The organism is Mesorhizobium sp. LMG17149 (genome assembly GCF_024518695.1).
GTDB lineage: Bacteria > Pseudomonadota > Alphaproteobacteria > Rhizobiales > Rhizobiaceae > Mesorhizobium.
Window position 1 is genome coordinate 380,215 of record NZ_JANIFL010000006.1, and the last position, 24,691, is coordinate 404,905.

The 24,691-nt window shown below is 63.1% G+C and carries 24 protein-coding genes; 12 read left to right on the forward strand and 12 right to left on the reverse strand.

Translation table 11 applies throughout. The features are described from left to right. The first annotated feature begins 122 nt into the window (after nucleotides 1-122). The gene (locus NP945_RS16645) at nucleotides 123-566 is read left to right on the forward strand and encodes a CHRD domain-containing protein (protein WP_256746960.1); all 444 of its coding nucleotides are present in this window, start codon (nucleotides 123-125) and stop codon (nucleotides 564-566) included. Nucleotides 567-784: 218 nt separating this feature from the next. Here the strand turns inward: NP945_RS16645 and NP945_RS16650 are convergent, their stop codons facing one another. From NP945_RS16650 to NP945_RS16660, 3 genes are all read right to left on the reverse strand, one after another. Beyond that, nucleotides 785-2,434, reverse strand: a complete 1,650-nt coding sequence (locus NP945_RS16650) for a thiamine pyrophosphate-binding protein (protein WP_127381399.1) — start codon at nucleotides 2,432-2,434, stop codon at nucleotides 785-787. After that, on the reverse strand, nucleotides 2,431-3,606 hold the full coding sequence (locus NP945_RS16655; RefSeq protein WP_128288483.1) for a CaiB/BaiF CoA-transferase family protein: 1,176 nt from the start codon (nucleotides 3,604-3,606) through the stop codon (nucleotides 2,431-2,433). The genes NP945_RS16650 and NP945_RS16655 overlap by 4 nt, the downstream gene beginning before the upstream one ends. A 99-nt stretch (nucleotides 3,607-3,705) precedes the next feature. Continuing rightward, a complete protein-coding gene (locus tag NP945_RS16660) occupies nucleotides 3,706-4,638 on the reverse strand; it encodes an alpha/beta fold hydrolase (protein ID WP_256746961.1) in 933 nt (310 codons plus the stop codon). 181 nt (nucleotides 4,639-4,819) lie between these two features. Between NP945_RS16660 and NP945_RS16665 the strand changes: the two genes are divergently transcribed. Together NP945_RS16665 and NP945_RS16670 are read left to right on the forward strand one after the other, a co-directional pair. After that, on the forward strand, nucleotides 4,820-5,827 hold the full coding sequence (locus NP945_RS16665) for a ribonuclease (protein ID WP_256746962.1): 1,008 nt from the start codon (nucleotides 4,820-4,822) through the stop codon (nucleotides 5,825-5,827). Between the two features lie 81 nt (nucleotides 5,828-5,908). Further along, nucleotides 5,909-6,520 carry a hypothetical protein gene (locus NP945_RS16670; protein WP_256746963.1) on the forward strand — a complete coding sequence of 204 codons (612 nt, stop codon included), beginning with the start codon at nucleotides 5,909-5,911 and terminating at the stop codon, nucleotides 6,518-6,520. Between the two features lie 4 nt (nucleotides 6,521-6,524). Here NP945_RS16670 and NP945_RS16675 read toward each other — a convergent pair whose 3' ends face one another. Next, complete coding sequence (locus NP945_RS16675; RefSeq protein ID WP_256747051.1) at nucleotides 6,525-7,811, reverse strand: diguanylate cyclase; 1,287 nt, start codon at nucleotides 7,809-7,811, stop codon at nucleotides 6,525-6,527. A 273-nt stretch (nucleotides 7,812-8,084) separates the two neighbouring features. Between NP945_RS16675 and ettA the strand changes: the two genes are divergently transcribed. The 4 genes from ettA to NP945_RS16695 all read left to right on the forward strand — a co-directional run bounded on the left by ettA (nucleotide 8,085) and on the right by NP945_RS16695 (nucleotide 12,729). Then, nucleotides 8,085-9,734: an energy-dependent translational throttle protein EttA gene (gene ettA, locus NP945_RS16680; RefSeq protein ID WP_027034974.1), complete on the forward strand. Its 1,650-nt coding sequence runs from the start codon at nucleotides 8,085-8,087 to the stop codon at nucleotides 9,732-9,734. A gap of 42 nt (nucleotides 9,735-9,776) precedes the next feature. Continuing rightward, nucleotides 9,777-10,544, forward strand: coding sequence for a trans-aconitate 2-methyltransferase (gene tam, locus NP945_RS16685; protein WP_256746964.1), 768 nt, complete (start codon nucleotides 9,777-9,779; stop codon nucleotides 10,542-10,544). Between the two features lie 188 nt (nucleotides 10,545-10,732). Further along, nucleotides 10,733-11,854, forward strand: a complete 1,122-nt coding sequence (locus tag NP945_RS16690) for a beta-ketoacyl-ACP synthase III (RefSeq protein ID WP_127272443.1) — start codon at nucleotides 10,733-10,735, stop codon at nucleotides 11,852-11,854. A gap of 257 nt (nucleotides 11,855-12,111) precedes the next feature. Further along, nucleotides 12,112-12,729: an MOSC domain-containing protein gene (locus NP945_RS16695; RefSeq protein WP_256746965.1), complete on the forward strand. Its 618-nt coding sequence runs from the start codon at nucleotides 12,112-12,114 to the stop codon at nucleotides 12,727-12,729. 72 nt (nucleotides 12,730-12,801) lie between these two features. Here the strand turns inward: NP945_RS16695 and NP945_RS16700 are convergent, their stop codons facing one another. Beyond that, nucleotides 12,802-13,764 carry a D-amino acid aminotransferase gene (locus NP945_RS16700; RefSeq protein WP_256746966.1) on the reverse strand — a complete coding sequence of 321 codons (963 nt, stop codon included), beginning with the start codon at nucleotides 13,762-13,764 and terminating at the stop codon, nucleotides 12,802-12,804. 150 nt (nucleotides 13,765-13,914) lie between these two features. Here NP945_RS16700 and NP945_RS16705 point away from each other — a divergent pair, with 150 nt between their 5' ends. Beyond that, nucleotides 13,915-14,418 carry a hypothetical protein gene (locus NP945_RS16705; protein ID WP_256746967.1) on the forward strand — a complete coding sequence of 168 codons (504 nt, stop codon included), beginning with the start codon at nucleotides 13,915-13,917 and terminating at the stop codon, nucleotides 14,416-14,418. 6 nt (nucleotides 14,419-14,424) lie between these two features. On the opposite strand, the gene NP945_RS16710 is transcribed toward NP945_RS16705, so the two are convergent. Then, on the reverse strand, nucleotides 14,425-14,739 hold the full coding sequence (locus tag NP945_RS16710) for a DUF2293 domain-containing protein (protein ID WP_127260329.1): 315 nt from the start codon (nucleotides 14,737-14,739) through the stop codon (nucleotides 14,425-14,427). Then, on the reverse strand, nucleotides 14,736-15,275 hold the full coding sequence (tsaA, locus tag NP945_RS16715; protein WP_023813167.1) for a tRNA (N6-threonylcarbamoyladenosine(37)-N6)-methyltransferase TrmO: 540 nt from the start codon (nucleotides 15,273-15,275) through the stop codon (nucleotides 14,736-14,738). The genes NP945_RS16710 and tsaA overlap by 4 nt, the downstream gene beginning before the upstream one ends. 122 nt (nucleotides 15,276-15,397) lie before the next feature. Here tsaA and NP945_RS16720 point away from each other — a divergent pair, with 122 nt between their 5' ends. Together NP945_RS16720 and metF are read left to right on the forward strand one after the other, a co-directional pair. Next, the gene (locus NP945_RS16720; protein WP_127321782.1) at nucleotides 15,398-16,405 is read left to right on the forward strand and encodes a metalloregulator ArsR/SmtB family transcription factor; all 1,008 of its coding nucleotides are present in this window, start codon (nucleotides 15,398-15,400) and stop codon (nucleotides 16,403-16,405) included. After that, complete coding sequence (gene metF, locus NP945_RS16725; protein WP_127331126.1) at nucleotides 16,405-17,322, forward strand: methylenetetrahydrofolate reductase [NAD(P)H]; 918 nt, start codon at nucleotides 16,405-16,407, stop codon at nucleotides 17,320-17,322. Before NP945_RS16720 ends, metF begins: the two co-directional genes overlap by 1 nt. Before the next feature lie 471 nt (nucleotides 17,323-17,793). Here the strand turns inward: metF and NP945_RS16730 are convergent, their stop codons facing one another. Then, a complete protein-coding gene (locus tag NP945_RS16730) occupies nucleotides 17,794-18,711 on the reverse strand; it encodes a DMT family transporter (RefSeq protein WP_256746968.1) in 918 nt (305 codons plus the stop codon). 200 nt (nucleotides 18,712-18,911) lie between these two features. Between NP945_RS16730 and NP945_RS16735 the strand changes: the two genes are divergently transcribed. Next, entirely contained in the window at nucleotides 18,912-20,132 is a 1,221-nt protein-coding gene (locus NP945_RS16735) for an alanine racemase (protein WP_013530936.1), read from the forward strand. Nucleotides 20,133-20,227: 95 nt separating this feature from the next. Here NP945_RS16735 and NP945_RS16740 read toward each other — a convergent pair whose 3' ends face one another. Together NP945_RS16740 and NP945_RS16745 are read right to left on the reverse strand one after the other, a co-directional pair. Beyond that, on the reverse strand, nucleotides 20,228-21,409 hold the full coding sequence (locus NP945_RS16740) for a lytic murein transglycosylase (protein ID WP_256746969.1): 1,182 nt from the start codon (nucleotides 21,407-21,409) through the stop codon (nucleotides 20,228-20,230). A 240-nt stretch (nucleotides 21,410-21,649) separates the two neighbouring features. Then, nucleotides 21,650-22,450 carry a glycoside hydrolase family 25 protein gene (locus tag NP945_RS16745; RefSeq protein ID WP_256746970.1) on the reverse strand — a complete coding sequence of 267 codons (801 nt, stop codon included), beginning with the start codon at nucleotides 22,448-22,450 and terminating at the stop codon, nucleotides 21,650-21,652. Between the two features lie 228 nt (nucleotides 22,451-22,678). Between NP945_RS16745 and NP945_RS16750 the strand changes: the two genes are divergently transcribed. Beyond that, a complete protein-coding gene (locus NP945_RS16750; protein WP_256746971.1) occupies nucleotides 22,679-24,058 on the forward strand; it encodes a serine hydrolase in 1,380 nt (459 codons plus the stop codon). An 18-nt stretch (nucleotides 24,059-24,076) separates the two neighbouring features. On the opposite strand, the gene NP945_RS16755 is transcribed toward NP945_RS16750, so the two are convergent. Then, a complete protein-coding gene (locus NP945_RS16755; protein WP_023813159.1) occupies nucleotides 24,077-24,385 on the reverse strand; it encodes a HigA family addiction module antitoxin in 309 nt (102 codons plus the stop codon). Nucleotides 24,386-24,394: 9 nt separating this feature from the next. Then, nucleotides 24,395-24,691 (reverse strand): type II toxin-antitoxin system RelE/ParE family toxin, encoded by a 297-nt coding sequence (locus tag NP945_RS16760; protein WP_127267190.1) that lies wholly within the window; start codon nucleotides 24,689-24,691, stop codon nucleotides 24,395-24,397.

The following is a 24,691-nucleotide window of genomic DNA, read 5'->3' on the forward strand; positions in this document are numbered from 1 at the left end:
CGGTCCATTAGTCTGCACGTAAGTGTTACTCGCGCGCAGCCATTCGCTCTTATAAGCCTTGTGCCGATACATCCGCGCGCCGGGGAGCCGTGGCTGGATGTCATCAGCAAACGGAGATTCTCATGCGTATCCAATCCTTGGCGCCGATGCTTTCGGCACTGGCCATCTCGGTGTCTTTCCTTACGGCAGCGCCGGCCCTGGCGGAGACGGTGAAGCTGAAAGCGACGCTCGACGGCGCCCAGCAGAACCCGCCGGTGACCACGAAAGGCAAGGGCACCGCAGCTCTTACCTTCGACACGGCCACGAAGAAACTCAGCTGGAACGTCAAGTATTCCGGCCTCAGCGGGCCGGCGACCGCCGGGCATATTCACGGCCCAGCCGCGATGGGTGAAAACGCCGGGGTGGCGATCCCGTTCAAGGGCAAGCTCAAGAGCCCGATCAAAGGGTCGGTCGTGCTGACCGACGCGCAGGCCGCCGACCTGATGGCCGGCAAGGACTATGTCAACGTGCACACGGCAGCCAACAAGGACGGCGAAATCCGTGGGCAGATCGAGGCGGCGAAGTAGGGGGAGCCAACACCGGACGTTGGCGGGACAGCGCCCCCCTCTGTCCTGCCGGACATCTCCCCCTCAAGTGGGGAGATCGAATGTTACTTCGCGTTTCGGCAATCGTCAGCGTTGGAAAAAGGGCGGGACGACGAAACTGCCAATCTCCCCCCTTGAGGGGGAGATGTCCGGCAGGACAGAGGGGGGCGCCGTAGAACTCGGCCTATGCCCCTCAGCACTCAGGCCTTGTCGCGTATCTGCGTCATCGTCTTGGTCGGCGTGATCGCTTCGGGGTCGAGGCGGATTTCCACGATCGCCGGCTTGCCGCTGGCGCGGGCACGTTCGAAGGCGGGAGCGAAATCGGCGGTCTTGTCGACCGTTTCGCCATGGCCGCCATAGGCGCGGGCGAGAGCCGCGAAGTCGGGGTTCTTGAGATCGGTGGCGACGACGCGGCCGGGATATTCGCGCTCCTGATGCATGCGGATGGTGCCGTAGATGCCGTTGTTGACGACGACCACAATGATAGGCAGGTCATACTGCACGGCGGTGGCGAATTCCTGCCCGTTCATCAGGAAGCAGCCGTCGCCGGCGAAGGCGACCACGGTGCGCTCCGGGAACAGCTCCTTGGCGGCGACGGCCGCAGGCGTGCCATAGCCCATCGAGCCCGACGTCGGCGCACCTTGAGTGGCGAAGCGGCGGAAGCGGTGGAAACGATGCACCCAGGTGGCGTAATTGCCGGCGCCGTTGGTGAGGATGGCGTCGTCGGGCAACATCTTTTCGAGGTAGTTCATGATCGGGCCCATCTGGACCGAGCCGGGGCCGCCTTCCGGTGGCGTCGACCAGTCGAGATAGGCGGCATGCAGCTTTGGCGTCTCGGTTGCCCAGACGGGTGCGGAGGCGGGCTTGCGCCTGGCGAAAGCGTCGATGAAGGCAGAAGGCGAGGCGTTGATCGCCAGTGTCGGCCTGTAGACGCGGCCGAGTTCGCCGGCGTCGGCATGGATGTGGACCAGCGTCTGGTCGGGGTAGGGGCTTTTCAGCAGCGTGTAGTCCGAGGAGGGCATTTCGCCCATGCGGCCGCCGATCAGCAGCACAAGATCGGCCTGTTTGATCGCTGTGGCCAGCTTCGGGTTGATGCCGATGCCGACATCGCCGGCATAGTTCGGGTGCAGATGATCGAACAGCATCTGGCGGCGGAAGGAGCAGCCGACCGGCAGTGACCAGGCCTCGGCGATCGTGCGCATCTGTGCCACGGCATCGGCGTCCCAGCGCGTGCCGCCGAGAATGACGAACGGCCGCTTGGCCTTAGCCAGCAGCTTTTCCAGCGCATCGAGCTCCGCTTCGCCCGGCCGTGTCTCAACCGGCGTGTGCGGCAAGGCGATAGGTGCTTCGACGATACTGGTCAGCATGTCTTCGGGCAGCGAGATCACCACCGGGCCGGGACGGCCCGATGTCGCCACCGCGAAGGCTCGGGTGACGAATTCGGGGATGCGCGAGGCGTCGTCGATCTCGACCACCCATTTGGCGATATCGCCGAAGAACCTCTTGTAGTCCACCTCCTGGAACGCTTCGCGCTCCTTGGCGTGGCTGGCGACCTGGCCGATGAACAGGATGACTGGTATCGAATCCTGCATGGCGATGTGGATGCCAGCCGAGGCGTTGGTGGCGCCGGGGCCGCGGGTGACGAAGCAGATGCCGGGCTTGCCGGTCAGGCGGCCGTGGCAATCGGCCATCATCGCGGCACCGCCTTCCTGGCGGCAGACGATGGTGCGGATCGCAGAGTCGTGCAGCGCGTCGAGCACCGCCAGATAGGATTCACCCGGCACGCAATAGATGCGGTCGGTGCCGTTGGCTTCGAGCGCGTCGACGATGAGTTGTCCGCCGGTCTTCATTGTCCAGACTTCTCCAGTTCGGCAAGGATTTCTTGCGTGTGCTCGCCCAGGCGTGGCGAGGGGCGCTCATAGACCAGCGGCGTGCCGGACATCACCATCGGCGCACGCACCGAAGGCAGAAGATTGCCATGGCCGTCGTCGAGATCGAGCCGCATGCCGCGCGCGATCGTCTGCGGATCGGCAAACATCTGGCCGATCGTGTTGATCGGGCTCGCCGGCACGCTGGCCGCTTCCAGCTTGGCCAGCAGCGGATCGCGGTCAAAAATCTTCAGCGCCTCGATCATGCGCTCGCGCAGCTTGACCCGGTTGGCGACCCGGGCAGGATTGGTGGCGAAGTCGGGATTGGCAGGCAGGTCGTCCAGTCCGACAGCGGCGCAGAATTTGGCGAACTGGCCGTCATTGCCGACCGCCAGGATGATGTGCCCGTCCCTGACCGGCACCACCTCGTAAGGGGCGATGTTCATGTGTGCGTTGCCCATCTGCACCGGCGATTGGCCGGAGACGAGATAGTTCAAATTCTGGTTGCCGAGGGCCGAGATCTGGGTGTCGAAAAGCGCCATGTCGACGTGCTGACCTTCGCCGGTCTGCTCGGCATGGCGCAATGCTGCCTGGATGGCGATGACCGAATAAAGGCCGGTGAAGATGTCGGAGATGGCGACGCCCGCTTTTTGCGGCTCGCGGCCGACCTCGCCGGTGATCGACATCATGCCGGCCATGGCCTGGATGATGAAGTCGTAGCCGGCGCGCGGCGCATAGGGTCCGTCCTGACCGAAGCCGGTGATCGAGCAATAGACGAGGCGCGGGTTGATCTGGCGCAGGCTGTCATAGTCGAGGCCGTATTTCTTCAGGCCGCCGAGCTTGAAGTTCTCGATCAGCACGTCCGAGGTGGCGACCAGCCGGCGCACGGTCTCCGCGCCTTCCGGCGTCGAGAAATCGATGGCGATGGAGCGCTTGCCGCGATTGCAGGAATGATAATAGGCGGCCGACAGGTTCTCGCCGTCCTTGCCCATGACGAAGGGTGGCCCCCATTTGCGGGTGTCGTCGCCGCCATCGGGGCTCTCGACCTTGATGACATCGGCGCCGAGATCGGCAAGCAACTGCCCGGCCCATGGCCCGGCAAGGATGCGGGCGAGTTCGACGACGCGGACGCCTTTCAGCGGGGGCTCAGCCATGGATCACCGTGGTTGCCGCAATCACCGTGATTGCTGCGAAAGCAGAGCCTCTATCAAGCCCTGCAACGGCTGTCACGGCTCTTGCAATGGGCCAATCCGTCACGCTTTGAGGACTTCGTCGGCCCAAATGGCGAAATCATCCATGATGATGTCGCGGTTCACCTCGTTCAGGCTTTCGTGGCGGGTGTCGGCGTAAACCTTTGAAACCAGATTCGAAAAGCCCATGGCGCGCATGCGGCTGGCAAGATGCGTGATCCCTTTGCCATAATCCGAAGCGGGATCCCTTTCGCCGCCAACGATGCTGACGGACAGGTCGCGTCGGATACCAGCAAAGCCGGCATCCTTGCCGCCGTTCAGCGCCATGCCGACGACGTCGCGCCACATCGATACCGAGGCATCCCAGCCGCAGAGCGGATCGGCGATGTATTTCGCGACTTCCGCCTCATCTCGCGACAGCCAGTCGAACAATGTGCGGTGATTGTGCACCGCTTTGCCCCAAGCCTGGAAGGTGAGCTTCGGCAGCAGACGCGATGGCACGTCGGAGCCGAGCCGCATTCTCTCCCAGGCAAGGACGCCCAGCGCCACCTGCCCGAGCAGGCCTTGAGAGAAATTGCCGTTCCAGATAGCGGCGGCATGGACGCGGGGCGAATGACTTAAAAGGAAATTCAACGCCACGGATGCGCCCATCGAATGACCAAACAGGATGACCGGTCTGTTTGGCTGTTCGCTGGCGATGAGGTCATGGATGGCGCCGATATCGGCGATCACCTTGGCGGGGCCATCCCTGTCGGCAAATCTGCCGAGCGGCGCGTCGGGGGCTTTGGTCGCGCCATGGCCGCGATGATCGTGGACATAGACGTGGAAGCCGCGGGAGCCAAGAAAATCGGCAAAGCGGGCATAGCGCGCTGCGTGCTCGGCCAGCCCGTGATTGATCTGGACGACGGCGCGTGCCCGGCCGTCGGCCTGCCTGACGAAAAGATTAAGCTCGGCACCGGTCGGCGAGGCAACCACGCGCTGCTGGCTGAATGACATGGCGCCTGGTCCGCCCTTGCATTATCGTCGTTGGCTTTGTTTGCGCCGGCCCACATTATGCGTCAATCCGGCAAACCCGCTTTTCGCGACGATGTTTCTTGCGTTTGGCCAGCAAAATATCGCAATTCTGACATGGAGACAGCTTCAGTCTGTCGCCCACTTGTCCAGCCGGGGATTTTCCATGCGTAGTGCTGTCATTTTCGGATTGGCCATGCTGGCGGCGTCGCTGGCCGGGGCGGCGCGTGCCGACGTCAAGATGAGCGGCAGCTTTGTCGCCGACGCTGCCTGTCCGGCAACGCAAGCCATCAAGAACGGCAAGAACCCCGGCAATGTCTCGACCGATGCCGGGAAGAGCTACCAGCTGCTTGCCGGCAACAAGGATGCGCCGACGCACTACCTTATCCTGGTTCCGGGCGCCGATCCGGAGCGCCGCTGGGTGAAGGTCAGTTGCGGCCACGTTTCCGGCAGCAGCGCGGCGACCGTGCCGGCCGCACCTGACGACCAAGGCAAGCCGGCGGCGTCGGGAAAACCCGAATACGTCTTCGCGCTGAGCTGGCAGCCGGCGTTTTGCGAGACAAAGTCGAACAAGACGGAATGCAAGGCGCAGAACGCCGGTGATTTCGACGCGACGCATTTCACTTTGCATGGATTGTGGCCGCAGCCGAACGGCAATTTCTATTGCCAGGCGACGGCGAGCGACAAGGCCAACGACAATCCGGCCCACTGGAAAGACCTGCCGCCGGTCAATCTGGACGCCAACACCCGCACGGAGCTCGATCAGGTGATGCCTGGAACGGCCTCCCACCTCGAGCGGCATGAATGGATCAAGCACGGCACCTGCTACGGCAAGAGCCAGCAGGACTATTTCTCTGACGCGCTCAACCTGATGCGCGCGGTGAACAGCTCGCCGGTGCGCGATCTCTTTGCCAAGAACATCGGCGGCAAGCTGACGGCGGACCAGATTCGCGGCGCTTTCGACAGCGCCTTCGGGGCGGGGGCAGGCGACCGGGTGCGCGTGTCCTGCGTCATCGATCCGTCGAGCGGCAGGCGGCTGATCGGCGAACTGACGCTCGGTCTCGCCGGTCCGATCGGCCCGAACAGCTCGCTCAAGGACCTGCTGCTGGCTTCGGTGCCGACCAACAAGGCCGGTTGCCCGACAGGCAATGTCGACGCGATCGGCTTCCAGTAACTCTCAACAGAGGTACCGGACTGTCGCCCTGCCGTGCCCCTGGTGCTATGCTGCGAGCGCATCATTCTGGCGGGGGCGGCAATGGATGGCATGACGAGCAGCGCGCTGGCGCGGCTGGCTTTCTGGGCCAAGGGCATGGTCTCGATAAACGATGCCCGCATGGAATGGCCGGGCTTTTCGTATACCGACGCCGAGTGGGCACGCATGCGAACGCTCTCCGAACCGATCGGCGTCGGCACGTACCAGCTGTTCACGATCGTCAATGCGGTGATCTTCATCATTATCGCGGCGGTCGGCATTTTCGGCGCCTTCCTGCCGCTGGCGACGTTGCTGTTTCCGGTGCCGGCGGACACCAGCGCGTTGAAATTCTCCTCGCTGCTGGCCGCTTGCACTTTCTTGATCATCGGGCTCGGCCTGCCGATCTCGATGCGTCTTTCGGCCATGCTGGTCGGCGGCGAGACGATGCGAGCAGCACTTGTTTCCGCGCCCGGCGACGAGGCGTTGGCGTCGAAAGTCTCGTGGCAGATCAACCGCATCATGATGATCCTATGCGGCCTGCTGGAGCCGGGCATCCTGCTGTTCATTGCCTACGATATTGAGGCCGGGCCGATTATCACGGCGCTGAAATGGCTGGCGATCGCGCTGATGGCGGTTTCAACCGTGACGGGCTTTCGACGGCAGAGGAAGTCGTAACGAACTAAATCCGCGCGGACTTTGTCCATGCAGCGGCCGTGTCGGCTTCGTGGCCGCCCGGCTCGCCGACGACGCGGTCGCGGCCGGTCGACTTCGCCTTGTAGAGACGCTGGTCGGCAAGCGCGAACAGGTCGGCAAGGCAGCGCGTGGTTTCGCTGACGCTGGAAACGCCGGTGCTGACGGTGAACTCGAATCGACTGGTGGCCGCTGAAGCCTTGATCGCATGGCGAATGCTTTCGCCAAGCAGCCTGGCGACCGAGTGCGGACAAGAACTGAGTATGGCGAATTCCTCACCGCCGATGCGGAACACCTGGTCCTCGGGACTGGCGACCTCGCGCAGCAGCGCGGCAACGGCCTTCAACACCTTGTCGCCTTCGGCATGGCCGAAACGGTCGTTGATCGATTTGAAATGATCGACATCGATGATCAGCAGGCTGAGCGGCCTGGCGGTGCGCAGGCTGACCTGGACGGCGGCTTCACCGTCGGCGTCGAAGCGCCCGCGGTGCAGCAGGCCGGTCAGCCCGTCACGGCCGACATGTTCGACCAGCGCCTCGTAGCGTTCGCGATAGGTCAACGTATCGAAGATATCGGTCAATCCGCGCGGCGCAGTGACCTGGCGCTCCTCAAACCATTTGAGATAGGCAACGAGCATGGTGCTGAAGGTCACCGCCGCCGCCATCTTGGCGAACCAGCCGCCGAAAAAGACGGCTATCGGCGCGCCGGCAACGAAATGCAGGGCGGTGAAAAAACCGGCCTGGTCGAAGGTCAGCACGCAAGCGACCGAAATCAGGATGCGCGCGAACGGCGCCTTGCGAAGATACCGACCAAGCTTTTCGTAGAGCAGGATGATCAGGATGGCATCGACGAACAGCAGCGTCGTGCCCCACACCATCAGCCAGCCCATCTGGTCGATGAAGCCGATGTCTGGAAGCCTGCCGTCGGGAAGTGCCGCGATGACGTGCAGGCGCAGCAGCAGCACCAGCCCGATCATCAGCGCATTGCCGAGCAGCAGGCCGTAGATCGGCTGACGCACGGTTGCAGCGTCCTCCTTCATATAGAGCAGCAAAAGCATGACCAGCTTGCCGGAAAACAGCACTGCCGAGCCAGGCGAGACCATGCCGAACGGCAGAGCGACGTAAAAGACGCTGGCGAGATAGGTCTCGAGGAAGTGCATGACACCGAGCGCGCAGACGAATACGCCGAGGCCGATACGCCGTCTGAAGCGGAAAAGCGTCACCATGACGCTGAAGTAGACGACCGCTTCGGCAAGGAGCAGGAAACTGTTCAGCAATGCCGTCGACCCGATCTCTTTCTCGAAATCGCGGATAGCGAGCGATTCCACTCCGATCCTGTTTTGACGCCGAAGAGTTAACCGGAGATTTCAGCACGCTTCGTGCTGGTGGAAAACTTCGGCGATTGGCGGACACTTCCGCGTGTGACCGGGCAGATATGGCAAAAGCGATTGCCGTTCGCCGCCGCATCGCCTACATAGCGGCCAACCTCCACTCAATTCGACAGATCCAGTCAGTTTTCTGGGCCAGTCAGTTTTTCAGGGAAAGCGCGCGTGGCACGCCAGTTCATCTATCACATGGCCGGCCTCAACAAGGCCTATGGCACCAAGAAGGTGCTCGAGAATGTCCATCTCTCCTTCTATCCCGACGCCAAGATCGGCATCCTCGGCCCCAACGGTTCGGGCAAGTCGACGATCCTCAAGATCATGGCCGGGCTCGACAAGGAGTGGAACGGCGAAGCCTGGCTGGCCGAAGGCGCCACTGTCGGCTACCTGGCGCAGGAGCCTGCGCTCGATCCGGACAAGACCGTGTTCGAAAATATCATGGAAGGTGTCGCCGCCAAGACTGCCGTCATCGAACGCTATAACGAATTGATGATGAACTATTCCGACGAGACGGCCGACGAGTCAGCCAAGCTCCAGGACGAAATGGACCGGCTCAACCTTTGGGATCTCGAACAGCAGGTCGAGATGGCGATGGAAGCGCTGGGCTGCCCGCCCAAGGATTCGGAAGTCACCAAGCTTTCGGGCGGCGAACGCCGCCGCGTCGCACTTTGCCAGCTTCTGCTGCGCCAGCCCGACCTTCTGCTGCTCGACGAACCGACCAACCATCTCGACGCCGAGACCACGGCGTGGCTGGAAAAGCATCTGCGTGCCTATCCGGGCGCCGTGATGATCATCACCCACGACCGCTACTTCCTCGACAATGTCACCGGCTGGATCCTCGAACTCGATCGCGGCCGCGGCATTCCTTATGAGGGCAACTACACCAAATACCTCGAAGCCAAGGCCAAGCGCCTCAAGCAGGAAGGCCGCGAGGACGATGCCCGCCAGCGCGCCATCGGCCGCGAGCGCGAATGGATCCAGTCGAGCCCGAAGGCTCGCCAGACCAAGTCCAAGGCGCGTATCCAGGCGTTCCAGGATCTTTTGGATGCAGCCGACAAGCGGCGTCCGAGCGATACGCAGATCGTCATTCCGCATGGCGAGCGGCTCGGCAATGTGGTGATCGAGGCGGAAGGCCTGTCGAAGGGCTTTGGCGACACGCTGCTCATCGACGGCCTGGAATTCAAGCTGCCGCCCGGCGGCATCGTCGGCGTCATCGGCCCGAACGGCGCCGGCAAGACGACGCTGTTTCGCATGATCACCGGCCAGGAAAAGCCGGATGCGGGTTCTGTGCGCGTCGGCGAAACGGTCAAGCTCGGCTATGTCGACCAGAGCCGCGATGCGCTCGATCCGTCAAAGACGGTGTGGGAAGAGATTTCCGGCGGCGCCGAAGTGGTCAAGCTCGGCAAGTTCGAAGCCAACACGCGTGCCTATTGCGCGTCGTTCAACTTCCGTGGCGGCGACCAGCAGCAGAAGGTCGGCAATCTGTCCGGCGGTCAGCGCAACCGCGTGCATCTGGCCAAGATGCTGAAGACCGGCGGCAATGTGCTGCTGCTCGACGAACCGACCAACGATCTCGATACGGAAACGCTGGCCGCACTCGAAGACGCGCTGGAAAACTTCGGCGGCTGCGCCGTCATCATCTCGCACGATCGTATGTTCCTCGATCGCCTGGCGACGCACATCCTCGCCTTCGAGGGCGACAGCCATGTCGAATGGTTCGAAGGCAATTTCGAGGATTACGAGCAGGACAAGATCCGCCGCCTCGGGCCGGATGCCGTCAACCCGCACCGCATGACCTACAAGAGGCTGACGCGGTAAGGGGTTTTAGGGCGGCGATCTCAACCAGCATGAGGAGCTCAAATGGCTGATTGGTCCGCCGCCCAATATCTGAAATTCGAAGACGAGCGCACGCGGCCCGCGCGGGATTTGGTCGCGCAGGTGCCGGTGGACTTCCCGCGCCGGATCGTCGACATCGGCTGCGGGCCTGGCAACTCGACCGAACTGCTTGTCGAGCGCTGGCCGGATGCCCAGGTGAGCGGCTTCGACACTTCGCCCGACATGATCGAGAAGGCGCGGGCGCGCCTGCCCGAGGTCACCTTTGATCTCGCCGATGCCTCCGAATGGCAGCCGGCGGAGCCGGTCGACGTGATTTTCGCCAATGCTGTGTTCCAATGGCTGCCTACCCATCCGGCGGTGTTCCAGCGGCTGATGGGCTTTCTCGCGCCAGGCGGTGCGCTTGCCGTCCAGATGCCTGACAATCTGGGCGAAGACTCGCACCGCCTGATGCGCGAAACCGCCGCCGAAATGCCGTTTGCCGAAAAGCTCAAGGGCGCGGCACGCGGGCCGTTGCCGCCGGTGTCGTTCTACTATGACCTGCTGTCGCCGCTCAGCGACCGGCTTGATATCTGGCACACCATCTACAACCATCCGCTTGCCGACGCGCAGGCGATCGTCGAATGGGTGAAATCGACGGGCCTGAAGCCGTTCCTCGATCCGCTGGACGCCGAGGAGAGGGCGATGTTCCTCGAATGTTACACGGCCAAGATCGCCAAGGCCTATCAGAAGACGGCTGATGGCAAGGTGCTCTTGCGCTTTCCGCGCATTTTCATTGTCGCAAAACGAGCTTGATTATCCATGTCGCGCGGCGCCTTAGGGCCGCTTGGCTTTGGCTGTGGCCATGTCGAGGGATCGGCTTCAGTCGGCCCAGATCTTTGGTTTAAGCCGGCGTAAACCGCCTCGGTGAGAAAACTGTTGCGCCGGAGCGTTCCGGCGCCCACATGAAGCCCCGCAACGCCTGCGGATGGGACGGACTGGACATGCATCGCGTCATCATCAGCGGCATCGGCGTTGAGATCCCCGAACCCACAATCACCAATGAAGAACTGGTCGCCAGCTTCAATGCCTGGGTCGACCTGGAAAACGCGCGTCGCCAGGATACTGGCGAGCCGCCGCTGCCGAAATCGGACAGCGACTTCATCGTCCACGCCTCGGGCGTGCGCACCCGGCATGTGATCGAGCGCGAGGGCATCCTCGACCCGACCCGGATGGCGCCGCGCATTCCCGCACGGCCCGACGATGCGCTGTCGCTGGAGGCCGAGTTCGGCATAGCCTCGGCGAAGAAGGCCCTCGACCATGCCGGGCTGCAGCCGTCGGATATAGACCTGGTGATCTGCTCGGCCTCGCATCACCAGCGGCCCTATCCGGCGATCGCCATCGAAATGCAGGAGGCGCTGGGGACGAAGGGCGCGGGCTTCGACATGGGGCTTGGCTGTTCTTCGGCGGCGGCCGCCTTGCACATAGCCGTCAATTTGGTGCGGTCGGGCGCGCACAAGCGCATTCTGGTGACGACGCCCGAGATCATCACCGGCCATCTCAATTTTCGCGACCGGCAGACGCATTTCATCTTCGGCGACGCTTCGGTGTCGATGGTGGTCGAAGGGCTGGCCAAGGGCGACAAGCGGCCGGGGCGCTTCGAAGTGCTCGACACGCGCGTCTGGACGCAGATGTCGAACAACATCCGCACCAATCTGGGCTATCACACCCGCACCGCCCAGGATGATCCTTACATGATCAATCTGGAAGGCAATCTGATCAAGCAGGTCGGCAACAAGGTGTTCAAGGAAGTCACCGTTGCCGGGCAGAAATTCATCGTCGAATTCCTGGCCGAGCACGGGCTGACGCCGCAGGCGATCAGGCGCTTCTGGCTGCATCAGGCCAATGCACGCATGAATGCGATGATCCTGAAACTGTCGTTCGGCCACGAGGTCGACCACGACCGCGCGCCGATGGTGCTGGAGCGGCTGGGCAACACGGCGGGCGCCGGCGCCATCGTCGCGCTGTCGGAGAACCACGCCGACATGAAGCCCGGCGATTTCGGCCTGATCTGCGCCTTTGGCGCGGGGTATTCGATAGGCGGCGCGCTGTTGCGGATGCTCTAGCTATGTCGATATTCAGGTGAGGCCGCCCGGCGAATGGCAGCTTCCTGCGCTTCCCCGGCTCGGCCTGACCTGACTCTCAACACACCTTGGCGCGCAATACGTCTTGTTGCGTCAGGCTGGTGCGATGGGCACCAGCATCGGCACTCGCCTGGCGATCGCCATCCCATCGGTGACGTTGATCGGACGATCAGCACTTTCGACTGGACGCCGCGAAGTCCGCCCGGCTAATTCGCTGGATGACGAGAGAAAAGAACGCCATGCTGGATCTCTTCCCCGAGGCTGAAAAGCCGGTCGAAATCATCCCTGCGCGAAAGCTCGCCGCCAAGGCGGCAGCGCTTTACGTGGCGCCGGCGGATCATTTTCAGACGCGCTCGGTGGACGAATTGCGGCTGGGTTTCGACGGCATATCAGGGGATTTTCATGCCGGACCGACACGGCGCTCGGGCGGGCGCGAGCCCTGGTATCCGCGCGGCACGGAAATGCGCAACGAACGGCAATTGTCGATCGTGGCGGCGGATGAACTCGCCATCGTCGCCGAGCGCATGGGCCTGGCCGAGATCAAGCCGGAATGGATCGGCGCCAATCTTGTGATCGAAGGCGTGCCGAATCTCTCCATGCTGCCGGCCGGCACGCTGCTGTTCTTCAAGGGCGGTGTGACCCTTAAGGTCGACGCACAGAACGGACCGTGCCGCATCGCCGGCCGGTCGATCGCCGAGAACGCCGGAATGGCCGACGTCGAAGCCGGCGCGCTGTTGTTCCCAAAAATGGCGAAGCGGCTGCGCGGCGTCGTCGCCTGGGTCGAGAAGCCGGGAACGGTCAGGGCCAGCGAAGAAATCTCGGTGCGCGTTCCGGAGCAGTGGATCTATCAAGCCTGAGGGCAGGCTGCGCTGCCCAAGCAAAAGTGGCGGGCTCAATCCTTGCGGTTTTTCTCGAGGCCTTGCTGACGGTCAGGGATAATTCACCTGAGACGACCAGGCCGGATCCTCGTGCTTCTCCCAATAGAGCGCCATCAGCCGGCTGGTGATCGGTCCGACCTTGCCGTTGGCGATTGCCGCGCCGTCGATCTCGGTCACCGGCATGATGCCGCCCGCGGTCGAGGTGATGAAGACCTCGTCGGCCTCGCGCAATGCAGTGACGCTGACATCGGCCGCGGTGGCGGCAAGACCTTGTTCGGCGCAGAGATCGAAGACGGTGCGGCGGGTTATGGCCGGCAGCACGCCAATGGAAGGCGTCGACAGCTTGCCGTCCCTGACGCAGAAGACGTTGAAGCCCGGGCCTTCGGCGACATTGCCGTTGAAGTCGAGGATCAACGCGGTCTCGGCGCCGCGGTCATAGGCGTCGTAGAGACCGCGCACCAGATCGAGCCAGTGGTAGTTCTTGATCGCCGGGTCGATCGAGGCCGGCGGAATGCGCATCTTGTCGCTGATGGCGACACGCAGGCCGCGCTGCAACTGCTCGGCATTGGCGACCGAGCCGAACGGCACGGCAAACGCCATGAAGCGGTTGACCGCCTGGCGCGGGTCGCGGCTGAAAGTCGGCGAGGCGCCGCGCGTGCACAGCATTTCGACATAGGCGGCGCGATGACCCGACAGCGCCACGCAATTGTGCAGGATTTCGGTCACGCCGTCGCGATCGAAGGGGATGGTCATGCGCAGCTTTTCCAGCCCGCCGAAGAAGCGGTCGAGATGCAAATCGAGGCGGAAGAAGCGGCCGTTCCAGACATGCACGGTGTCGTAGGTTGCGTCGGAATGCAGAAAACCCCAGTCCAGCACCGAGATCTTGGCCTGCGACATCGGCAGGTATTGGCCGTCGAGGAAGGCGACGCCCTCGGGATAGGAGTGCGGGTCGACATGGCGGTCGCCAACCACGGGCGGTCGCTTCTCGTCCTGTGTTGCCATCGTCCGGCTCATCGGGGCCTCCTGTCACGCAGGCGAGAGGCTAGCGGCGCCGGGCAGAAGGCATAGAGCCACCCGCCCGGCGCTGTTCGGCCTCCATGACGATCTGGCCGATACATTCGATCGCGATTGCCCTATCGTTCCGGGTCTGAACGGGAGGGGAAAATGGGCAGGTTTGGGGCCGTCACAGCGGCAATGATGATGTTCGCCGCTGCGGGCGACGCCCGCGCCCAGTGCGCGCGCGAAGGCGAGGAATTGTGCCAGGGCGGGCAGACCTATCGCTGCGAGAAAACCGGCGGCGAATTGACTCCGATCTTCCAGAACCTGCCTTGCGCGGTGAACGTGCTGTCGCTGAGCGGCACCTGGGTAGGCAATGGCCACCAGAGCCCGGCGGGTGACGCCGGCGCCGACTGGGCGATCGCCATGACCATCAACGATGGCAGCGCGTCGATCGACTATCCGTCACTCGGCTGCGGCGGATCGCTGTCACAGACGTCAAGGGACGACATTTCGGCGGAATACCACGAGAACATCACCTACGGTCAGGACAAGTGCATCGACGGCGGCAACATCACCGTCAGGTTTTACAAGGGCAATCTGTCCTGGATTTGGGTCGGCCACGCCGATGGCCAGCCCTACAATGCGGTCGCCGTGCTAAAGCGGAAGTAGCCGTGGTCATTCCTCCTCGTCGTCGGCGTCGAGCAGGCGGGTTGCGCGCCAGCGGGTGAGCACGATGTTGGTCTGCTCGATGACGAAGAAACGCGCCGAGTCGCGGTCATAGCCTTCGCTCAGCAGTTTTTCGTAATCGGTGTGCATGTGGCGGATATGGGCAATCGTCGCCAGCCATACGGCGATGCCCGGCGGCAAGGTCTTCATGTGGACCGCGCCGGCGTCGGTGCGGATCTTCTCCATGTCGGCATAGGGAGCCAGCGGCAGAAGAGCGGTCAGCGCCTTGGCGATGGCGCGGCGGCGGCCGGTCGGCGCTGTCATCGCCGGGTCCGATCGGGCTCGTCGCGCCCTTCGATGGTCGCCTCGGCAATAGCGTCGGTCGAGGCGAAATAAGGTTTGATGTCGATGACCGGCGTGCCGTCGAGCACATCGATGGCGTCGAGGTCGATGCGGCCGGTGCGTTGGTCGAGCGCGACGAGCCGGACCACATGCAGCCCGATGGGGTTGGGGCGGGCAGGGGAGCGCAGCGAAAATACACCTTTCGCTTCAGCGGCATGGCGCGGTTTCTGCACAATCAGGTCCCGCGGCGCATGATGCAGCCAGGACAGGATGATGACGTGGCTGGCGCGCTCCAGCCCCTGCAGGCCACTTCGGTAGGCTGTGTCGATGGTCAGCACCGCCTTCTGCCCGGTCTCGCGCGCGGCGCGCATGTTCTTCGGGCAGGTTTCGCGCGTCGTCCATGGCGAGGCAATGCGGCCGATGAAGACGATCCCGCCATCAGGCGGCATCAAGGCCGGATCGTTCTCCAGCCTCTGCTCGCCTTCGCGCGCCTCGAACATCTCACGCGTTTCAGTCATGGTCCACGTCTCTTAAAACGCCACACAAGCGGCATTTTCTTGTCCGGAAGCGACATAGCGCTTGCAAGGTCGCTAAAATCGACATAAACATATGTTTATATCTTTTCAAAGAGAATACGCTGATGCATGTCTCGCTCGACACTATGGTGGATACGTTAAAGGCGGCGGCCGAATCCAGCCGATTGCGCATACTGGCACTTCTGTCGCGCGGTGACCTCACGGTTTCCGATCTTACCGAAATTCTCGGCCAGTCGCAGCCGCGCGTTTCGCGGCACCTGAAGCTGCTTCTGGAGGCCGGACTGATCGGCCGCTACCAGGAGGGGTCGTGGGCCTTCTTCCGCCTGTCGGATGCGGATTCCGCGCGGGACTTCGTCATGGGGCTGGTTTCCGGCATTCGCGGCGCCGATCCGCAGGTCGAGCGCGATCTTGAGCGCCTGGCCTCGGTCAAGCGCAAGCGGCAGGACCGCGCGGTCGCGTATTTTTCGGTGAATGCGGCAAGCTGGGACCATATCCGCTCGCTGCATGTGCCGGACCGCGCCGTCGAGGCCGCGATGCTGAAGCTGGTCGGTAAGCGGCCGTTCCAGTCGATGCTCGATCTCGGCACCGGCACCGGGCGGCTGCTCGAAATCTTCTCGCCGCTCTATCGGCGCGGTGTCGGCATCGACATGTCGCGCGAGATGCTGACCGTGGCACGCGCCAATCTCGACAAGGCCGGCGTTTCGAATGCGCAGGTTCGGCAGGGCGACATCTTCGCGCCGCCGGTCGAGCGCGATGCCTTCGATCTCGTCACCATCCATCAGGTGCTGCACTATCTCGACGATCCCGCCCGTGCCATCCACGAGGCGGCGCGGCTTTTGCGTCCGGCCGGACGCCTGGTCATCGTCGATTTCGCGCCGCATGCGCTGGAATTCCTGCGTGAGGAGCACGCGCATATGCGGCTCGGCTTTTCCGACCGGCAGATCGCCGACTGGTTTTCGGAAGCCGGCCTCGATCTTGAAGACAGTCAGGAATTCGAGCCGCGCGGCGGCAACGAGGCCAGGCTCACCGTAAAACTCTGGCTCGGCCGCGATCGGCGCCTGCTGATTGCCGATCCTTCCAACGACCCAAGGCAGATAAGGGAAACCGCCTGATGAACCAGTTCCGCTTTTCCCGCCGCCCCGACATCGGCGACAAGGTCCGGGTTTCCTTCGAATTCTTCCCGCCGAAGACCGACGAGATGGAAGCGAGGCTGTGGGAGACGGTGACAAGGCTGGAGCCGCTGAAGCCGAAATTCGTCTCGGTGACCTACGGCGCCGGCGGCTCGACGCGAGAGCGCACCGCGCGCACTGTAAAGCGCATCCTGACGGAAACCGCCATTCCTGCCGCGGCGCATCTGACCTGCGTCGGTGCAACACGCGACGAGGTCGACGCGGTCATCCAGGATTACAAATCGATCGGTATCAACCGGTTCGTGGCGCTGCGCGGCGACCCGGCCTCCGGCGTCGGCGGACCGTATCGGCCGCATCCCGGTGGCTACGAGAACGGCGCGGAGCTGGTCGCCGGGCTCAAGGCGATTGCTGATTTCGACATCTCCGTCGCGGCCTATCCGGAAAAACATCCGCAAAGCCCCGATTTCGCCACCGACATCGAGATGCTGAAGCGCAAAGTCGACAATGGCGCGACGCGTGCCATCACGCAGTTCTTTTTCGACAACGATCTCTACGAGCGCTATGTCGAGCGCGTCCGCCGCGCCGGCATCTACATCCCGATCGTGCCGGGTATCCAGCCGGTTCACAGTTTCAAGCAGGTCGCGAACTTTTCCGCGAGGGCGGGCGCGCATGTGCCCGGCTGGCTGGCGGAGCGTTTCGAAGGCCTCGACCGGGACCCGCAGACGCATGCGCTGGTGGCGTCGGCGGTGGCGGCCGAACAGGTGATGGACCTGGTCGAGCGCGGTGTCGGCGATTTCCACTTCTACACCATGAACCGCGCCGATCTGGTCTTTGCCATCTGTCATATGATCGGCATCCGCTCGCACGAGGCGGCGGCCGCCGGATCAGCTGCGGCATGAGAGTGGGTTGAACGACAAAAGGCCGGGAAAAACCCGGCCTTTTGAATTGGTTGGACTATTTGGGTGCTGGTCTTCCCCGCTTTGGCGGTCAGGGAAGGAAGCCCATAATAAGGGCTCCGATAAAGGCGAACGCAGCACAGATCATCAATGCGTTGATAGGCCTCGTAAGTCCCATGACATAGCCTCCTCTTAAAGAGCTATGTCACGGAGTCTAGGTTCATTTGTGCCACAGGCAAGCGGAAAATGTGCTGCATTGCGACGTGATTGTGAAATCCGCGACATGTCTTTTGCCGTTAGGCTTTGAAACTCCTAGGCAAAAACCGGCTTCAGGCCTGTGAATAAAATGTGGCCGACTCGTGTCGCTGCCGTGTCATGGCAGCGCTACCGCTGCGAAAGTCGATTCGACTTTCGCGATGCGGGGCAATTGGGTGGTTAGAGCATCCTTTGCGCGTCCAGTGAACGCGCGGCGCTCTAACGTCGGCCGAACAACCGCCCGTCAATGGTGACGAGGCCGAGCGCGATCAGCACCACGCCGCCGATTTCGAACAGTTCCAGCCGCTCGCCAAGGAACAGGAAGCCGAGCAGCATCGCGCTGGCCGGTACGACAAGCGTGACCAGCGAGGCATTGGTGGCGCCGGCCGAGGCGACGAGGTTGAAATAGAGGATGTAGGCGAAGGCGGTCGACAGCAGCGCCAGTGCCAGCACCGCCGCCCAGACCGGCGGCGAGGCCGAGAACAGGCCGGATGGACCGTAGGTGAAGAGCACGATCGGGATCATGATGATGGTCGATGCCGTCAACTGTCCGGTGGCGATGATCGGCGAGGGCACGCCCCTGAAGCGGCGGGCAACCATCAGCGCGACGGCATAGGACAGCGAAGCCCCGATCAGCGCGAATTTGGCCCAGACCGGGCCGCCGAGCCCGGCAAGCAGGCCGGGGCCGATCATGACAGCCGTGCCGGCGATGCCGAGCGCAATGCCGGCGAGCTTGTTCCAGGACAGCTTTTCGTCCGATGTCAGCGCGTTGGCGAGGATCAACGTCCAGAACGGCGTTGTCGCGTTGAGCACCGAGGCGATGCCGGCTCCGAGCTCCGTCTGGCCGGCGAAGATCAGCGAGAAGGGCACGACATTGTTGGTGAGCGCCAGCAGGAAGAACAGGCCGGCATGCGGAAGCGCGAGGCGAAAGGACGGGCCACGCAGACCGAGATAGATCTGCAGCGCAATCGCGGCAATGGCGACGCGAAACAGCACCAGCGCCAGCGGGGGGAGTTCCGCCACCGCGATGCGCGCAAAGAAGAACGAGCCGCCCCAGATCGCGCCGAGCAACAGGAGTTGCCCCCAATCCTTGAGCACCATCGGCCCGCGTGGTGCGGATGTCGCGGCCATTGCCATGTGAGTCGCCCTCCCAGACGTATGCCAGTCAGGCAGAAGCCATATCCGGTTCGGAGACAAGGGCCACCCGAAACGTGATTGATGGCAAACGCCTGCCGCCAAGACCTATCGCCCCAGCGTCAGCCGTACGAGACACAGAATTGTTTTCATTAGCCGCTAGCTTGGATTAATTGTGCGCAGGCTAGATCAAGGATTCGTCGATGCAGCGATTCGAGAATGCCCGCGAGGCGGCACTGGCGCTTCGCCCGGACGATCCGGTCTATTGCTTCCGCCCGCAGGTGCTGATGGCGGATGCCAGGCAGTTCATGGGCATGTTCCCGGGCAAGACCGCCTATGCGGTCAAGACCAATGGCGAGCAGATCGTGCTGAAGACGCTGGTCGAAGCCGGCGTCAAGGCTTTCGACGTCGCGTCGCCGGGCGAGTTCGCCGCCGTGCGTGCCGTCTCTCCCGATGCCGAGATGCTCTACATGCATCCGGTCAAGGCGCAGTCGGATATCAAGCTGGCGCTGGAGAAATACGCCATCCGCGTCATTTCGCTGGATCATGAGGACGAGATCACCAAGCTGACGCGAGTGGTGCGGGCGCTCGACATCGATCCGGGCTCGATCAGCGTGTTCGTGCGGGTGCAGACCAAGGGCCATGCCGCCTACGAACTGTCGAAGAAGTTCGGCGCCGGGCCGGCCTATGCCGTCGAACTGGCCGAGCGGCTGAACCGCACCGGCTACAAGGTTGGCCTGTGTTTCCATGTCGGCAGTCAGATCGAGGATCCCGACACCTATGAGCGGGCACTGGCTTCCGCCGATTGGGTGCGCAACCGGCTGACCTTCGATATTGCCGGGCTCGACGTCGGCGGCGGTTTCCCCGCCGAATACGGCCATGACCCCAACCGCAAGCAGATCGAGATGCCGTCGCTCGGCCAGATCATGTCGCGGCTTTCGGGCGATCTGAAAGAGTATCAGTTCGACCAGATGCCGCTGGTGGCCGAGCCGGGCCGCGTGATCGTGGCGCGCTGCCTGTCGCTGATCGTGCGGGTGCTGCTGCGCAAGGGCAAGCGGCTCTACATCAATGACGGCATCTGGGCGTCGCTGTCGGATTCATGGACCGGAAAGATCACGCTGCCGGCCCGCTTCATTCCTGATCCGGCGATCCGCTCGCGCAATGGCGAGGAAAAGAACATCGTGCCGTTCAAGGTCTGCGGCGCGACCTGCGATTCCGTCGACATCCTGTCGCGGCCATTCTGGCTGCCGGAAACGGTCGACACCGGCGACTGGATCGAGATCGGCCATATCGGCGCCTATTCGCTCTCGCTGAGGACCCGCTTCAACGGCTTTTACCCCGACACCTTCGTCGAGGTGACGACGCCGTTCGACGAGGGCGACGCGCCGCAGGGGTTTGCCAGTTTGGAGACGATGGCGGATTAGCGAATAGGGAATAGCCAGTAGCGAATAGGGAAGATTTGCCGAGACAGCAGCAAGGAAGGACTACCTTCTGTTCGCTATTCGCTATTCGCTATTCGCTAAAGCTTCCCCAAAAGCTCCGGTGTCGGCCAGCCGTCCACGGCCATGCCGAGGCGCATCTGTTCCTTGCGGATGGCTTCGCGGGTGTTGGTGCCCAGAATGCCGTCGACGGTGCCGACGTCGTAGCCCCTGGCTTCGAGCTTGGTCTGCAGAGCCTTCATCTGATCGTTGTTTAGACCGGTCTCGGGATTGCGCGGGTCGAACTGTTTTGCGCCCGCCAACCTGGCGGCGAGGTTGGCCGCGGTCAGCGCATAGGTGAAGGACTGGTTCCACTCGAGATAGACGTCGAAATTGTCATAAGCGAGGAAGGCGGGCCCCTTACGGCCCATGGGCAGCGCCAAGCCTGCCTTGAGGCCGTTGTCGACCAGCGGCGCGCCGCTGGGGTAGGTGACGCCCCATTGCGCCCACTGCGACAGCGGCAGCTTGTTGGTGCGACCGGTCTGGTCCCACGGCATGTCTTCGGGCACGCGGACTTCCTGGATCCAGGGCTGGTCGCGTTTCCAGCCGCGCGACAGCACTTTGTTGGCGGTGGTCATGATCACATCGGGCACGCTGCCGCGCAGGTCGATCTTGCCGTCGCCGTCGCCGTCGACGCCGCGTGCCAGATAGTCGGAGGGCAGGATCTGCGTCTGGCCGATCTCGCCGGCCCAGGCGCCCGTGACGTTGGCCGGCAGCACGCCGCGATCGATCAATTGCAGAAGCGGTATCAACTGAGGCCGAAACAGTTGCGGGCGGCGGCAATCATGCGACAGCGTCACCAGGGCGCTCAGCGTGTGGAAGTCGCCCTGCACGGCGCCGAAATCGGTCTCCAGCGCCCAGAAGGCGGCGATGATCGGCGCCTGAACGCCGAACTGCTGGTCGGCGCGGGCGAAGACATCCGCGTATTTCTTCATGTTCGCCGCACCTTGCTTCAGGCGATAGGCCGAGATCATGCGGTTGGAAAACTCGACAAAGGTTTGGGTGAAGACGCCCTGGGCGCGGTCGCGTGCCAACACCTTGTCGTCGAAGGTTGCCGCTTCAAGGGCGTCGAGACCGGCAGTGCCGACGCCGGCCGCCTTGGCTTCCGCGGCGACGCCCTGCTTCCACGTCTCGAAGTCGCCGCCGCATTCCTGCGCCATTGCCGGCAAGGCCGTGGCACACAGGGTCAGCGCAGCCGCGAGGACTTTGGAACGCAGTCGCATCAGCTTCCTCTCGAAACGAATAGCGGGCAGTTGTTGTGCTCCCCCGGAGGCCCAACGCCCTGAATTGCCGGCGGTTGCACTTTTCACCGCTGGCTGTGTCGAAAAGCAGGCGGCAGGCCCGGTGTCAACGGTTCTTGTGCCGCAGCCCCTTATTCCGCCGGCTTCTGTGCCGCTGCACCGGTTCAACGGAAGCTCTGCTGGAGTGATTTGGTGCAGGGCGGTGCTGCCGTTGAACCGGTGTCAACGGGTGTTCTGCCGCAGCCACTTGTTCCAGGTGGCTTCACTGCCGTTGAAGACGTTGATGTCGGCCTTGCCGGTCATGCCCGGAATGATCCCGGTTCCTGTGTACTGCCAGAATGTGAAGGGGTGGCTGCCGTATTTCTCACGTGGATGGCCGGCGACAGAACGCAGCCAGTACGGATAGCCGCGGAACCCCGCCAGGCCGTTGTCGTCGAAGAAGTCGACCGAGGTGTAGATGATCGGCTTCTTGCCGTAGTGGCGTTCGACGATCTCGAGGAAGGTGGTCATCTCTGCGCGCACCGTGGCGGCGTCGGGACGCAGCCTGCAGGTCGGCGATTGTGGGTTCCATTCCATGTCGAGGACCGGCGGCATCGCCGAGCGATCGACGGGGACGTTGCGGATGAACCAGCGCGCCTGCACGGCAGCCGGGGTGCAGAAATAGTAGAAGTGATAGGCGGCGCGGGGAACGCCCGCAGCTTTGGTCCGGGTCCAATGCTCGTTGAAGTATTCATCGAAGCGATCGCCGCCCTCGGTCGCCTTGATGAAGGCGAAGGAGATGCCGCTGGCCTTGGCCGCCGGCCAGTCGACCGAGGTCTGGTATTTGGAAACATCGGTGCCGTGGACGGCATAGTTCCAAGGCGCGCCGCTCTCCCATTCATGCGGCTTGGAATCGGCAAAGCGCGGCGCCCGGACAGTGACCGTCGGGCTGCTCGACGCCGACGGCGACAGCGGCGAGAGATCGTCTACTGTCGAGCACGCGCCAAGCAGCGCTAGCATAATGAAGCCCGCAAGACGGCGCATCGCAATTCCCGAGCCGGATTCAGCCGGTCGCTGATGGGTCTATACCTGATGGCCGGCTTGTGATTGGGCCCCCTCCGAGCGATCGCCCCACAGCATCGCTCAGCATATCCTGTGATCGCCGATCATGGTTGATAATCCGTTGATGGCGCTCGACAAGCTTTGTGATTTGCGGAAGCAATGGCGGCAAATCGATGACATAAGGGCTCGCGCAGGGCCCGGAGGAAATAAATGCGGATCGTCGTCAAGATCGTCAAATGGCTGCTTGGCCTGATCGTTTTGGCGATCGCCGCGCTTTTTGCCTGGCTTTATATCTCCCCGCCGGAGTTGATCAGGGTCGGCTCGGGTTACTCGGCCAAGATCGTCTGTTCGAACGTCTTCATTGCCGGCCGCGATCCCAATGAGGTGCTGGCCGTCGACGTGCAGGCGCCCGGGCATCCCCTGCTGCGGTTAATGCGTGTTTCGGTGGACAAGAACAGGGGAACGGTGTCTGCCGGTCTGTTCGGGTTCCTCGGCAAGAGCGTCGCCGTCGCCCGCGACGGGTTGGGCTGCGCTTCGGTTCCGGACGGCGATGTCGGCAAGGCGCGGCGGACCGCGATCCAGGCGGAGCCGTCGGCGGCCACCATGGGCGACCTGTGGCCGGAAGGCGAGCGGGTTGAGGCATCGCAGGATCCGGTTGTTGCCAAACTGCTCGACGATGCGGCGCTGACCGGCACCGGCATGCGGGCGGTGGTGGTGGTCAAGAATGGCCGCGTCGTCGCCGAGCGCTATGGCGACGGCTTTTCCGCCAAGACGCCGCTGCTCGGCTGGTCGATGACGAAGACGGTGAACGCCGCCATCGTCGGTACGTTGGTCAAGGACGGCAAGATGGCTTTCGACGACAAAAACCTGTTCGCGCCGTGGAAGGCGGACGGCCGCGCCGCCATCAGCCTTGCCGAGATGATGGCGATGTCGAGCGGGCTGGAGTTCAACGAGGATTATGGCGACGTCGCCGACGTCACGCGCATGCTCTATCTCGAACCTGACATGGCGAGCTTTGCCGAATCAAAGCCGCTGGCGGCCGAGGTCGGCAAAGTGTTTTCCTATTCGAGCGGTACGGCGGTGATGCTGTCGCGCCTCTGGCAGGACGCGGTCGGCGACAAGGCCAAGGCGCTGACATGGCCGCGCACCGCCCTGTTCGAGCCGCTTGGCATGCATAGCGCGGTGCTCGAGACGGACGAGCAGGGCACCTTCGTCGGCTCGTCCTATCTTTACGCGACCGCGCATGACTGGGCGCGCTTCGGCCAGTTCCTGCTGCAGGGCGGGGTGTGGAACGGCAACCAGATCCTGCCAACCGGTTTCGTCGACTGGATGCGCGAGCCGGCATCCGCCTCGAAGGTCTACGGCAAGGGTCAGTTGTGGATCGAGGCCCCGGGCGATGAGGAAAACCCCGGCGCCGGCGTCGCGGCAGGCCTGCCCAAGGACACGTATTGGATGGAAGGCCATGACGGGCAGACGGTCGCCATCATCCCTTCGGAGCAGTTGGTGGTGGTGCGGCTAGGGCTGACGCCTGCCAAGTTCGGCTACCGGCCGCAGACGATGGTGGGGGCGCTGATCAAGGCGCTGCATTAGCGCGGCGCAAACTCTTTGCTATGCAGCTGTCGCCAATGGCTTGGCGCGGTCAACTCGCGCCCGCTCGTCGGGCGAGTTCATGACCTGCCAAAGATCGCTGCGGCGCTGGACGTTCAACCAGAAGTCCGGGCTGTTGCCGAACACCCGCGCCAGAATAAGCGCGGTCGCCGCCGTCACGTTGCGGCGGTCGTTGCACAATTCGTTCACATGCTTGCGCTGGACCCCCATCGCCTCGGCCAAAGCCGCCTGCGTCAGGCCAAGCGGCTGCATGAATTCTTCCGTGAGAATTTCGCCAACCGTTGCCGGCTTGCGTGCGGTCATCAACATGTTCTCACCTCATCTATAGCTGTGGTCGTCGAGATAGATGTCCGACGCCTCACCGCGGCCGCCGTCCCAGCGGAAGATCAGCCGCCATTGCTTGTTGACGCGTATTGAATGGAAGCCTTCGAGAATGCCGCGCAGCTTCTCGAAATGATTGCTGGGCGGCACACGCAAATCCTGATCGATCATCGCGTCGTCAATCATCTGGAGCTTGCGGAACAAACGGCTTTCGAGATCGGACGGAATGTTGCGAGAATGGGTGTCTTCCACGAAGAAGGCCCGCAGCCATTCATCCCTGAAGCCGATGATCAC

Bases quoted from the DNA above. Each gene is read 5' to 3' on its own strand.
- NP945_RS16645 (WP_256746960.1), top strand. From the start codon at position 123: ATGCGTATCCAATCCTTGGCGCCGATGCTTTCGGCACTGGCCATCTCG.
- NP945_RS16705 (WP_256746967.1), top strand. From the start codon at position 13,915: ATGGGCAGGTTTGGGGCCGTCACAGCGGCAATGATGATGTTCGCCGCT.
- NP945_RS16700 (WP_256746966.1), bottom strand. From the start codon at position 13,764: ATGAGCCGGACGATGGCAACACAGGACGAGAAGCGACCGCCCGTGGTT.
- NP945_RS16730 (WP_256746968.1), bottom strand. From the start codon at position 18,711: ATGGCAATGGCCGCGACATCCGCACCACGCGGGCCGATGGTGCTCAAG.
- NP945_RS16695 (WP_256746965.1), top strand. From the start codon at position 12,112: ATGCTGGATCTCTTCCCCGAGGCTGAAAAGCCGGTCGAAATCATCCCT.
- NP945_RS16710 (WP_127260329.1), bottom strand. From the start codon at position 14,739: ATGACAGCGCCGACCGGCCGCCGCCGCGCCATCGCCAAGGCGCTGACC.
- tam (WP_256746964.1), top strand. From the start codon at position 9,777: ATGGCTGATTGGTCCGCCGCCCAATATCTGAAATTCGAAGACGAGCGC.
- NP945_RS16670 (WP_256746963.1), top strand. From the start codon at position 5,909: ATGGATGGCATGACGAGCAGCGCGCTGGCGCGGCTGGCTTTCTGGGCC.
- NP945_RS16690 (WP_127272443.1), top strand. From the start codon at position 10,733: ATGCATCGCGTCATCATCAGCGGCATCGGCGTTGAGATCCCCGAACCC.
- NP945_RS16755 (WP_023813159.1), bottom strand. From the start codon at position 24,385: ATGTTGATGACCGCACGCAAGCCGGCAACGGTTGGCGAAATTCTCACG.
- metF (WP_127331126.1), top strand. From the start codon at position 16,405: ATGAACCAGTTCCGCTTTTCCCGCCGCCCCGACATCGGCGACAAGGTC.
- tsaA (WP_023813167.1), bottom strand. From the start codon at position 15,275: ATGACTGAAACGCGTGAGATGTTCGAGGCGCGCGAAGGCGAGCAGAGG.
- NP945_RS16720 (WP_127321782.1), top strand. From the start codon at position 15,398: ATGCATGTCTCGCTCGACACTATGGTGGATACGTTAAAGGCGGCGGCC.
- NP945_RS16735 (WP_013530936.1), top strand. From the start codon at position 18,912: ATGCAGCGATTCGAGAATGCCCGCGAGGCGGCACTGGCGCTTCGCCCG.
- NP945_RS16660 (WP_256746961.1), bottom strand. From the start codon at position 4,638: ATGTCATTCAGCCAGCAGCGCGTGGTTGCCTCGCCGACCGGTGCCGAG.
- NP945_RS16750 (WP_256746971.1), top strand. From the start codon at position 22,679: ATGCGGATCGTCGTCAAGATCGTCAAATGGCTGCTTGGCCTGATCGTT.
- NP945_RS16655 (WP_128288483.1), bottom strand. From the start codon at position 3,606: ATGGCTGAGCCCCCGCTGAAAGGCGTCCGCGTCGTCGAACTCGCCCGC.
- NP945_RS16650 (WP_127381399.1), bottom strand. From the start codon at position 2,434: ATGAAGACCGGCGGACAACTCATCGTCGACGCGCTCGAAGCCAACGGC.
- NP945_RS16740 (WP_256746969.1), bottom strand. From the start codon at position 21,409: ATGCGACTGCGTTCCAAAGTCCTCGCGGCTGCGCTGACCCTGTGTGCC.
- NP945_RS16745 (WP_256746970.1), bottom strand. From the start codon at position 22,450: ATGCGCCGTCTTGCGGGCTTCATTATGCTAGCGCTGCTTGGCGCGTGC.
- NP945_RS16665 (WP_256746962.1), top strand. From the start codon at position 4,820: ATGCGTAGTGCTGTCATTTTCGGATTGGCCATGCTGGCGGCGTCGCTG.